Source organism: Kitasatospora sp. NPDC002227, from assembly GCF_040296285.1.
Classification (GTDB): Bacteria; Actinomycetota; Actinomycetes; order Streptomycetales; family Streptomycetaceae; genus Kitasatospora.
Map to the genome: position 1 here is coordinate 114,015 of NZ_JBEOWY010000021.1, position 11,099 is coordinate 125,113.

Below are 11,099 nucleotides of genomic sequence, written 5' to 3' on the forward strand. Positions count from 1 at the left end.
CGCCGTGTAGCCGTCCCGGTCCGTGGCGGCCGGGCGAGTGGGCTTGACCCCCCAACGCGGTCGGGCGACCTGCCCGGGCTTGGAGCCGGACTTGCCCGACTTCGCGCCGGACTTGCCCGACTGGCCGGAGGAACGGGGCGGGGTGTTGCGGCTCACGAGGATGCGTCCTTGCTGCGGTTGGCGTCAGAGCTGCCGTCGGCGCCGCGGTCGGCAGCGGCCGAGTCGGAGGAACCGGATGCGCCCGGAGTACCGGAAGCACCGGAGACCCCGGCCCGTACATTCTGCGGCCTCGGCTCACCACGGCGCACCGCGCCGGGCGCCGACCAAGCCTTCTGCGGCTGGCGCCGCTCCGAAGACTCCAGCTGCCACGGAACGGAGGTGACCATCACACCCGGCTTGAAGAGCAGGCGTCCCTTGAGCCGCAGCGCGCTCTGGTTGTGCAGCAGGTGCTCGTACCAGTGGCCGACCACGTACTCGGGGATGTAGACCGACACCACGTCGCGCGGGCTGCTGCGGCGCAGGTTCTTGACGTAGTCGAGCACCGGGCCGGTGATCTCCCGGTACGGCGAGTCGAGCACCTTGAGCGGTACCTCGATCCCGCGCTCGTCCCACTCCTGCCTCAGTGCGGCAGTGTCGGCCGGGTCCACGTTGACCGTGACGGCTTCGAGCGTGTGGGCCCGGGCCAGACGGGCGTACGCGAGGGCACGCAGGGCGGGCTTGTGGAGCTTGGAGACCAGCACGATGGCGTGCACCCGGGTGGGCAGCACGATGTCGTCCGGCTCCTCGGCCGCGACCAGCTCGGCCGAGACACGGTCGTAGTGGCGGCGGATCGCCTTCATCATCACGAAGAGCACCACCATGGTGGCGATCGCGATCCAGGCGTGGCTGATCTTGGTGACCAGCACCACGATCAGAACGGCCATGGTCATCACCAGGCCGAAGGTGTTGATCGCCCGGCTGCGCTGCATGTGGGCGCGCTTCTTCGGATCCGTCTCGGTCCGCAGCAGCCGCGTCCAGTGCCGGATCATGCCCGACTGGCTCATGTTGAACGAGACGAAGACACCGACGATGTAGAGCTGGATCAGCCGGTTCGGGTCGGCTCCGAAAGCCACGATGAACAGGACCGCGGCGACGGCCAGCAGGATGATGCCGTTGGAGAAGGCGAGCCGGTCACCACGAGTGTGCAGCTGGCGCGGCAGGTAGCGGTCCTGGGCCAGGATCGAGCCGAGCACCGGGAAGCCGTTGAACGCGGTATTCGCAGCGAGCACCAGGATCAGCCCGGTGACGCCGGCGATGAAGTAGAAGCCAGGCGTGAAGTTGGAGAAGACGGCCTCGCTGATCTGGGCCAGCGCGGTCTTCTGGTGGTAGTTGGCGGGAGCGCCCACCAACTGCTCCACCGGGTTCTCAGCCATCTGGGTACCGGTCAGGTGGGCCAGGTAGATGATTCCCATGAACATCGCGACGGCGATGCTCGCCATCATCAGCAGCGTGGTCGCCGCGTTCTTGCTCTTGGGCTTGCGGAAGGCCGGCACACCGTTGCTGATCGCCTCGACACCGGTGAGCGCCGCACAGCCCGAGGAGAAGGCCTTGAGCAGCAGGAAGACCAGCGCGAAGCCAGCGAGCGATCCGTTGCCGTCCGTCGGCTCCAGGTGGAAGCCGGAGCTCTCCGCGTGCATCTCGGCACCGAAGCCGAAGTGCCGCACCAGTCCGTACACCAGCATCCCGATGACGCCGACCATGAAGGCGTAGGTCGGCACCGCGAAGGCTGAACCTGACTCGCGCACACCGCGCAGGTTCATCCCCATCAGGACGACCACCAACGTGACGGAGAGCCCGAGCTCGTGCCCGCGCAGGGCCGGCACGGCGGAGACCACGTTCGCCACGCCGGAGGTCGTGGAGACCGCCACCGTGAGGATGTAGTCGACCATCAGTGCGCTGGCCACCACCAGGCCGGAGTTCGGCCCGTGGTTGACGGTGGCGACCTCGTAGTCACCACCACCGCTTGGGTAGGCGTGCACGTTCTGCCGGTAGGAAGCGACCACCGCCAGCATGACGACGGCGACGACCACCCCGATCTGCCAGGAGAAGTGGATCGCCGAGGCCCCGGCCAGCGAAAGGGTGAGGAGGATCTCCTCGGGGGCGTAGGCGACCGACGACAGGGCGTCGGAGGCGAAGACGGGCAGCGCGATCCGCTTCGGCAGGAGCGTCTCCCCCAGCTTGTCGCTGCGGAGGGCGCGCCCGATCAGGATGCGTTTCGGAAGGTCGGCAGGCATAGGCACGTTAAGGAATCGTAGAGGCTGTTGTCCCGAGCGCCGACCTCCCCCACCCACCTTCGTCGGGACTGCGTTCGAGCGGTCGGCTAGCGTGTCGGATGATGTGCTTGTGGGCAACACCCTTGTTGCCCCGTCACACCCGTCCGAAGGTGTGACACGTAGATCACCCCCGAATGCGGGGTGCGGAAGGCGGATGAGCGGTGTTTGCGCAGGTCATGACCCCGACGGATTGGGTGAGGTAGGTCCCGTGCACATCGTCATCATGGGCTGTGGACGCGTGGGCTCCGCCCTCGCGAGAGCACTCGAGAAACACGGCCATTCGGTGGCCGTCGTCGACCAGGACCCGACGGCCTTCCGTCGCCTGGGGGCCGGTTTCAGCGGCCGCCGCGTCACCGGGGTCGGCTTCGACCAGGACACCCTGCGCGAGGCGGGCATCGAGGAGGCCGGCGCGTTCGCCGCCGTCAGCAGCGGCGACAACTCCAACATCATCGCCGCGCGGGTGGCCCGGGAGAACTTCGGCGTCGAGCACGTCGCCGCCCGGATCTACGACCCCCGCCGCGCCGAGGTCTACCAGCGCCTGGGCATCCCGACCGTGGCCACCGTCCGCTGGACGGCCGACCAGATGCTCCGCCGCCTCCTCCCCAGCGGCGCCGAGCCGCTCTGGCAGGATCCGAGCGGTTCCATCCAGCTGGCCGAGGTGGCCTACGCCCCGTCCTGGATCGGCCACAAGCTGAGCGCACTGGAGGAAGCCTCCGGCGCCCGGGTCGCGTTCGTCACCCGCCTGGGCGAGGGCATCCTGCCCACGCCGCAGATGGTGGTGCAGGAGGGCGACCTGGTGCACGTGACGCTGCGCCGGGCGGATCAGGCGGCGGTCGAGGCGGCCTTCGCCCAGGGCCCGCAGGAGGGTGATCACTGATGCGAGTCGCAATCGCCGGAGCCGGTGCCGTCGGCCGCTCGATCGCGGGCGAGCTGCTGGAGAACGGCCACGAGATCCTCCTGATAGACAAGAACCCCAACTCCATCTCGGTGGAGCGGGTCCCGATGGCCGAGTGGCTGCTGGCCGACGCCTGCGAGATCACCTCGCTGGACGAGGCCGCCCTGCAGCGCTGCCACGTGGTGATCGCCGCCACCGGTGACGACAAGGTCAACCTGGTCGTCTCGCTGCTGGCCAAGACCGAGTACGGCGTCCCCCGCGTGGTCGCCCGGGTCAACAACCCGAAGAACGAGTGGCTCTTCAACGAGTCCTGGGGCGTGGACGTCGCCGTCTCCACCCCGCGCCTGATGTCCGCGCTGGTCGAGGAGGCCGTCAGCGTCGGTGACCTGGTCCGCCTGATGCGCTTCAGCCAGGGCAACGCCAACCTGGTCGAGCTCACCCTCGCGGCCGACACCGAGCTGGTCGGCACCCGGGTCGGGGACGTCCCCTGGCCCGCCGACACCGCGCTGGTCACGATCATCCGCGAGGGCCGCGTCCTCGTCCCGGGCAAGGACGACACCCTGGAGGGCGGCGACGAGCTGCTCTTCGTCGCCGCCCAGGAGCGCGAGGAGGAGCTGGAGGGCCTGCTCTCCGCCGTCTCCGGCGCGCAGTAGCAGCCCCCCAGGCGGCACCTGCTGCTCAACGGCTGAGGGCCGTACCCGGGAGATCGGGTACGGCCCTCAGGCGTGTTGCGGCGTCCGCCGGGAGCGGCGGTGCGGGCTACTCCTCCTCCACCTGCGCCTTGATCGGCGCCGGCGCCTTGAGCAGGATGCGCCAGGTGACGTACATGGCCAGCACCAGCGCCGGGATACCCAGCGCGGTCTTGAGCCAGCCGAGCAGCGTCGTGTTGTGGGTGAAGTACAGCGGGAAGAGGATCACCGGCTTGATGCCCATGATCACCACCCAGGCCCAGGTGGCCTTGGTGTAGGCCTTCAGCCGGCCCGGATTCTCGGTGCGCCAGGTGAACATCTCGCCCGTCACCGGCCCGAGCATCAGGCCGACCAGCGGCCAGCGGACCAGCGCCGAGATGGCCAGCGCGACGCAGTAGCCGACGTTGTAGAGCAGACCGGGCAGGTAGAAGTTCTCCGCCTTGCCCGTCTTCATCGAGATCCAGGCACCGATCGCCACCCCGAAAACACCGCTGAAGGCGTGCTGGATGGTCTCGCGGCGCAACAGGCGCAGCACCACGAAGACCGCGCTCAGGCCGAGAGCGGCCCAGGCTGCGGTGGGCACCTGGTGGGTGATGTTGAAGGTCAGGATGAAGACCAGGCCGGGCAGGGTCATGTCGACCATGCCCCGGATGCCGCCGAAGGCCTGCATCACGGTGTCGGCGGCCTCCTTGGAGGCGGCCGCCTCCCTGGCCGCGGCCTGCTCCGGGGTCTCGGCCTCGGGCGTGACAGCCCCATGAGCCCCGGCCTGGGTGGTCCCGACAGCGTCTGACATCTCGGCGGCGCTCTCCTCGATCGTCCCGACCGCCGTCTCGGCGGCGTGGGCGGCGGGGTCGCCGCCGGGCAGGTTGGTCACGCTCACTCGCTCCCGTGTCCGGCCGGACGCAGTTCGTAGCGCGGGTTGAAGAGCACGCGGCGGCCGCGCGCATGGCTGATCCGGCCGCTCGCGACGAGCCGGCGGCCCGGCTCTATGCCGACGATCGACCGGCGGCCCAGCCAGACCACGTCGAGCGCGTCGCTGCCGTCGAAGAGCTCCGCCTCCAGGGCGGGCACCCCGGCCCGCGGCCGGAGGGTCACCGTCCGCAGCGTGCCGGCGACGGTGACCAGGTCGCGGTCCCCGCAGCTGGCGATCGGGGTGCAGCCCGACTCCGCCGTGTGCTGGCGCAGCTCCTCCGCCTGCAGCTCCTCCGCGGAGGAGGTCAGACGGCTGAACATCCGCCGGAGACGGCCCTGCGGCTGGTCGCTGCTGTTGTCACCACTCATGCCCGAAGGGTACCGGTTCCGAGGCCGACGACGGCAGGTCCGAACGGCCGTCCGGAGCCCTCCCGCGCACCCGTCCACCCGGCCGGGACCCGGCCCTGAGCACCCCGAACCGACGCCGAACCGCCCCCGCACCGGCCCCGGATCCCAGTCGGACCGCAGTCGGACCGCAGTCGGACCACCACCGGACCGCAGCCGGGGGCCGGCCGCTCAGGCCTCGAAGCGGTAGCCCATCCCCGGCTCGGTGATGAAGTGGCGCGGGTGCGACGGGTCCTTCTCCAGCTTGCGCCGCAGCTGGGCCAGGTAGACCCGCAGGTAGTTGGTCTCGGTCCGGTACGCCGGGCCCCAGACCTCCTGCAACAGCTGGGTCTGGCTGACCAGCCGACCGGCGTTGCGCACCAGGACCTCCAGCAGGTGCCATTCGGTCGGCGTGAGGCGGACGTCGGTGCCCTCGCGGTTGACCTTCTTGGCCGCGAGGTCGACGGTGAAGGTCTCGGTGGCCACCACCGAGTCGTCCTCGCCGGTCACCGGCTCGGCCCGCCGGACGGCCGCCCGCATCCGGGCCAGCAGCTCGTCCATGCCGAAGGGCTTGGTCACGTAGTCGTCGGCGCCCGCGTCCAGCGCCTCGACCTTCTCGTCGGAGGCGTGCCGGGCGGAGAGCACGATGATCGGCACCCTGGTCCACCCGCGCAGGCCCTTGATCACCTCGACGCCGTCCATGTCCGGCAGGCCGAGGTCGAGCACCACGACGTCGGGGTGGCGCGCGGCGGCCAGCTCCAGGGCGCTCGCGCCGTCGTGGGCCGCGTCCACCTCGTACTTGCGGGCCTTGAGGTTGATCACCAGCGCGCGGACGATCTGGGGTTCGTCGTCCACGACGAGGACCCGGGTCATTCGGGCTCCGCCTTTCGGTCGTTGGGCCGGTCGTTGGGCCGTTCGGGTTCTTCTGGGAGGCCGGTCGCTTCAGCCGGGTCGACGTCGGCCGGATCCACCGCGGGCAGGTCCACCGCGGGCAGATCCACTGCAGGCAGGTCCACCACCATGGTCAGTCCGCCGCCCGGGGTGTCCTCCGCGGTGACCGTGCCGCCCATAGCCTCGACGAAGCCGCGGGCCACCGCGAGGCCGAGGCCCACGCCCGCGCCGCGCGGGGCATCGCCGTACCGCTGGAAGGGCGCGAAGATCCGCTCGCGCGCCGCCTCCGGCACTCCCGGGCCCCGGTCCACGATCCGCAGCTCGACCCGGCCCCCTGCCGAACCGTGGGCGTGGCCATGGCCACGCCCACGGCCGTCACCGACCGGGCCCGACGGGCGGACCGCCTCCGCCTTGACCAGCACCCGCACACCCACCGGGCTGTACTTCACGGCGTTCTCGATCAGGTTGGCCAGCGAGCGCTCGAGCAGCCCGCCGTCGGCGTGGATCATCGGCAGCGTCTCCGGCACGTCCAGCTGCACCGACCCCAGCGGCACCCCGCCGAGGGCGAAGGGCACCACTTCGTCGAGGTCGGTCTCCTGGATCAGCGGGGTCACCGTGCCGGTCTGCAGGCGACTCATGTCGAGCAGGTTGTTGATCAGGTGGTCCAGCCGGTCCGCGCCGCTCTCGATGCCCGCCAGCAGCTCCGCCTCGTCGGCCTCGTCCCACTCCACGTCGTCGGCGCGCAGCGAGCTGACGGCCGCCTTGATGCCCGCCAGCGGGGTCCGCAGGTCGTGTGAGACGGCCGCGAGCAGAGCGGTGCGGATGCGGTTGCCCTCGGCCTCCCGGCGGGCGGCGGCGGCCTCACCGGCCAGGCGGCGGCGCTCCAGGAGGACGGCTGCCTGGGCTGCGAAGGCGCCGAGCAGCCGGCGGTCCTCGGCGGGCAGCACCCGCCCGCGCAGGACGAGCGCCAGGTGCTCCCCCACCGGCACGTCGACGTCCCCCTGCTCGGGCCGGGCCGGCGGCTGCGGGCCGCTGGCGGCGGCCGTGCGCCACGGGGTGAGCTCGTCGGGCCGTTCGAGGAGCGCCGCCGAGTCCTGCTGGAAGGTCTCCCGCACCTGGTCGAGCAGGACGGTGAGCAGACCGTCCCCGGACGGCGCGCCGCGCAGCACGGTGCCCGCCAGCGCGCTCAGCGTCTGGGCCTCCGCCTGGCTGCGGGCCGCCTGGTGGGTCCGGCGGGCGGCCAGGTCGACCACCGACGCGACCGAGATGCCGACCGCCGTGAAGATCGCGACCGCCAGGATGTTCTGCGGCGCCGAGATGGTGAAGGTGTGCAGCGGCGGGGTGAAGTAGTAGTTCAGCGTGGCCGAGCCGACCAGCGCGGAGGCGATGGCCGGGAACAGCCCGCCGATCAGCGCCGCGCCAACGGTGAGCGACAGGAAGAGCAGCATGTCGGTGGAGAGCCCGAGCCCGTGCAACTGCACCAGCAGGACGGCCAGCAGCGGCGGCCCGGCCACCCCGATCAGCCAGCCCGCGACCGCCCGGGGGCGCCCCAGGTCGGTGACCTTGCGGATCGGCACCCGGCCCCGCCCCTTGGCGGCGTGCTCGTGGGTGACGATGTGCACGTCGATGTCGTCCGAGTCCCGGGTGACGGTCGCGCTGACGCCGGGCCCGTAGATGTACTGCCAGGCCGCGCGGCGGCTGCTGCCCAGCACGATCTGGGTCGCGTTGACGCCCCGGGCGAAGTCCAGCAGCGCCGCCGCCGGATCGTCCCCGAGCACGGTGTGGAAGCTCCCGCCCAGGCTCTCCAGCAGGGCCCGCTGCTCGATCAGGGTCTGCGGGGAGGCGGAGCCGGTCAGCCCGTCCGAGCGGGCGATGTGCACGGCCAGCAACTCACCGCCGGAGCCCCGGGCCGCGATCCGGGCCGCCCGGCGGATCAGCGTCGCCCCCTCGGGCCCGCCCGTCAGGCCGACCACGATCCGCTCGCGCGCCTGCCAGGTGCCCTCGATCCCCTGCTCGGCGCGGTAGCGCTGGAGGTACTCGTCCACCCGGTCGGCTGTCCAGAGCAGCGCGAGCTCCCGCAGCGCCGTGAGATTGCCGGGGCGGAAGTAGTTGGCGAGCGCGGCGTCGACCGTCTCCGGCTTGTAGACGTTGCCGTGGGCGAGCCTGCGCCGCAGCGCCTGGGGGGACATGTCGACCAGCTCGATCTGGTCGGCCCGCCGCACCATCTCGTCCGGCACGGTCTCGCGCTGACGCACGCCGGTGATCCCCTCGACCACGTCGCCGAGTGACTCCAGGTGCTGGATGTTGACGGTGGAGACCACGTCGATCCCCGCTGCCAGCAGCTCCTCGACGTCCTCCCAGCGCTTGGCGTTGCGGCAGCCCGGCACATTGGTGTGGGCCAGCTCGTCCACCAGGGCGACGGCCGGCGCCCGGCGCAGGATCTCGTCCAGGTCCATCTCGGTGAAGCGCGCGTCCTGGTAGGTCAGCTCCCGGCGCGGTACGGTCTCCAGCCCCTCGGCCAGCGCCGCCGTCAGACGACGGCCGTGGCTCTCGACGAACCCGACCACCACGTCCGTGCCGCGCCCGGCCCGGCGCTGGGCCTCCGCGAGCATGGCGTACGTCTTGCCGACCCCGGGGGCCGCCCCGAGGTAGATCCGCAGCCTGCCGCGAGCCATGCGCACCATTCTTGATCCCGCCCGGGAGCTCCGCCGCCGGACACCAGTTCGCCTGGCTTCGAGACTACGGCCTGTCAGGCTGATATCCCCTGATCAGCGCAGTGAAATGGCAGTTTTAGCAGCATTTTGACGGCTACGAACGAAAAAGATCGCCTGCGGACCCGGGGGGTGGCCCACCGGGCTGCGGAGTCCCCTGTGCCCCGCAGAACAGTGCGCCTTGCCCCCGGGTGCGGAGGCGATCTCGCACCTTTGACGCTGCCGGGAAGCAAAAGGTTGCACCCGAGGGCGAAAAAATCTGAGGTTTCTGAGCGGCAGCTGGGAACGCGGGATTCCGCCTGCGGGCGTGGCTTGCCCGGCAGCAGGGTCAGCCCGCCGGGCAAGGTCAGCCGGCCGGGCGGGTCAGCCGGGCGGCTGTCCCGGCTTCGGCTTGCCGCTCGGGGACGGATCCGAGGACGCGCCACCGGACGGGCTCTGGGACGGGGAGCTCGCCGCCTGGTCCGCCACCTTCTGGACAGCGTTCCGGAACTCCCCCTGGACGTGGACGTCGGCCTGCGGCCGGTCGGTGGCCTGCTCCACCATGAGCACCACCACCTGACTGCCGATCGGCTGAGCCCCGATCTCCTCGATCAACGACCGGTCGCTCGGCAGCTGGACCGCCACCTCGCCCGGCGCCTGGTCCTCCAGGGTCCAGCCCGACCCGTCCGTCGTGCAGAGCCCCGCCGTCCGGATCCGGTCCGCACCCGCCACGGCGGACTCCGGCGAGTCGAACTCGAGCACGTACTGCTGGGCGAACGCCCCGTGCCCGGCCACATCCGTGTACCTGAACTCCCAGTACCGCACCTCACCAGCCTGCTGCACCAGCGCCGGGCCACACCCCTCGGAGAGCGAGGTGGGCTTCTGCGAGCTCCCCGGCGACGGCGAGGAGCTCGCACTCGCGGCCATGACCGCCCTCGGATTCTCCGTCACCCGCGTCCACGGGCCGTACAGCCCACGTACCGACGGCATCTGCTCGGTCGGCAGCAGCAGGCCGAACCCCTCCTGGCCGAGCAGATCCCCCTGACTCCCGTGCGAGAGCGACACCGGGCTGTCCGAGGGCAGCGGCAACGGCCCGGGCAGCTCGAGGATCGGGGCGAGCGTCTGCTCCGACGCCTGGCCGGCCACCGACAGCCCGTCACCCGACCCGCCGGAGAACAGACTCCACCCCAGCAACAGGCTGAACGCCACCACACCCGTCACTGCTGACACACCGGCACGCCGCAGCCGACGACGCCGCGCGGCCCGTCGCGCCAGCCGGTCGGCGGACGGCAGCACCAGACCGGTGGTCAGCTCCTCCCGGACCCCGCCGAACAACTCCTCCAGGCGCGCCGCGCTGATCGTGGGCCGATCCAGGTCGTCCATGATGAGCGTCGTCCTCTCACGCATGAGCGTTCGCTGCCTCGGTCAACGCAGTCTCGACCGCCCGACGTTCCTTCACCTTCCGGTCCCTCAGCCCACGTCGGCCCCCGTCCGCGGCCTTGGCCGCCCCGGCGGCCTCCGCCGACCTCGGCACCGGTACGGCCGGCGGCGCCTCCGTGGCGGGCCCGCCCTCGGCCTCCTCGCCCAGCAGCAGCGCGAGCGCCTGCCGCCCCCGGTGCAGCCGTGCCTTCACCGTACCGACCGGCACACCTTCGTCGGCAGCTATCTCCGCCACCGACCTGCCTCCCATGTGATGCAGCACCAGCGCCGACCGCTGCGCCTCCGGCAGCTTCCGTAGCGCCTCCACCAGGGCCACCGACTCGGGCCCTGGCTCCGGCACCGGATTCGCCGCCCCGTGCCGCACCCAGCTCCGGACGGCCGTCCTGGCGCGCCGCCACCGGCTGATCGCGATCCGCTGCCCTGTCAGCCTGATCCAGGCCACCGGGTTCTCGTACTTGGTGAGTCTGTCCCAGTGGTCCCAGGCCCGGACGAACGCCTCCTGGGCAGCATCCTGCGCCTCGCCGAGATCACCGGTCAGCGCGTACAGATGCGCGACCAGGTGACCGTAAGCGCCTTCGTAGAAGGCTCTGAACTCGTCCTCAGCCTCGCGGTCCCCGCCCATGACGCGTCAGTGTGCCGTGACCAGGAGCGGCTGGCAACCATTTGCGTCACATCTCGCTACGTGGGCGACCGTATTGCCCGATCAGGCAGAACTGCGGACTCCGGTTCCGGAAACGCATTACCGGAAACGCGAAGAAGCCCCCATCCACGAATGGATGGGGGCTTCTTCTGAATATTTGTTCGGCGGCGTCCTACTCTCCCACAGGGTCCCCCCTGCAGTACCATCGGCGCTGTGAGGCTTAGCTTCCGGGTTCGGAATGTAACC

General features: G+C 71.1%; 9 protein-coding genes and 1 rRNA gene. 2 read left to right on the forward strand and 8 right to left on the reverse strand.

Features of this window, described 5'->3' with window-relative positions; all coding sequences use genetic code 11:
* Nucleotides 1-152: 152 nt before the first annotated feature.
* Nucleotides 153-2,273, reverse strand: coding sequence for an APC family permease (locus ABT095_RS20370; protein ID WP_350530858.1), 2,121 nt, complete (start codon nucleotides 2,271-2,273; stop codon nucleotides 153-155).
* 247 nt (nucleotides 2,274-2,520) lie between these two features.
* Between ABT095_RS20370 and ABT095_RS20375 the strand changes: the two genes are divergently transcribed.
* Together ABT095_RS20375 and ABT095_RS20380 are read left to right on the forward strand one after the other, a co-directional pair.
* Nucleotides 2,521-3,189 (forward strand): potassium channel family protein, encoded by a 669-nt coding sequence (locus tag ABT095_RS20375; protein WP_350530840.1) that lies wholly within the window; start codon nucleotides 2,521-2,523, stop codon nucleotides 3,187-3,189.
* Nucleotides 3,189-3,860 (forward strand): potassium channel family protein, encoded by a 672-nt coding sequence (locus ABT095_RS20380; protein WP_350530841.1) that lies wholly within the window; start codon nucleotides 3,189-3,191, stop codon nucleotides 3,858-3,860. Before ABT095_RS20375 ends, ABT095_RS20380 begins: the two co-directional genes overlap by 1 nt.
* 106 nt (nucleotides 3,861-3,966) lie before the next feature.
* Here ABT095_RS20380 and ABT095_RS20385 read toward each other — a convergent pair whose 3' ends face one another.
* The 7 genes from ABT095_RS20385 to rrf form a co-directional block, all read right to left on the reverse strand.
* Nucleotides 3,967-4,770 carry a DUF3159 domain-containing protein gene (locus ABT095_RS20385; protein WP_350530842.1) on the reverse strand — a complete coding sequence of 268 codons (804 nt, stop codon included), beginning with the start codon at nucleotides 4,768-4,770 and terminating at the stop codon, nucleotides 3,967-3,969.
* A gap of 2 nt (nucleotides 4,771-4,772) precedes the next feature.
* Nucleotides 4,773-5,177 (reverse strand): OB-fold nucleic acid binding domain-containing protein, encoded by a 405-nt coding sequence (locus tag ABT095_RS20390; RefSeq protein WP_350530843.1) that lies wholly within the window; start codon nucleotides 5,175-5,177, stop codon nucleotides 4,773-4,775.
* Nucleotides 5,178-5,384: 207 nt separating this feature from the next.
* On the reverse strand, nucleotides 5,385-6,065 hold the full coding sequence (locus ABT095_RS20395) for a response regulator (protein WP_350530844.1): 681 nt from the start codon (nucleotides 6,063-6,065) through the stop codon (nucleotides 5,385-5,387).
* Nucleotides 6,062-8,758: a DUF4118 domain-containing protein gene (locus tag ABT095_RS20400; RefSeq protein WP_350530845.1), complete on the reverse strand. Its 2,697-nt coding sequence runs from the start codon at nucleotides 8,756-8,758 to the stop codon at nucleotides 6,062-6,064. Before ABT095_RS20400 ends, ABT095_RS20395 begins: the two co-directional genes overlap by 4 nt.
* Before the next feature lie 399 nt (nucleotides 8,759-9,157).
* Entirely contained in the window at nucleotides 9,158-10,156 is a 999-nt protein-coding gene (locus ABT095_RS20405) for a hypothetical protein (RefSeq protein WP_350530846.1), read from the reverse strand.
* Nucleotides 10,157-10,172: 16 nt separating this feature from the next.
* Complete coding sequence (locus ABT095_RS20410; protein WP_350530847.1) at nucleotides 10,173-10,835, reverse strand: SigE family RNA polymerase sigma factor; 663 nt, start codon at nucleotides 10,833-10,835, stop codon at nucleotides 10,173-10,175.
* Nucleotides 10,836-11,012: 177 nt separating this feature from the next.
* Nucleotides 11,013-11,099 (reverse strand): 5S ribosomal RNA (gene rrf / locus ABT095_RS20415); the annotation flags it as partial.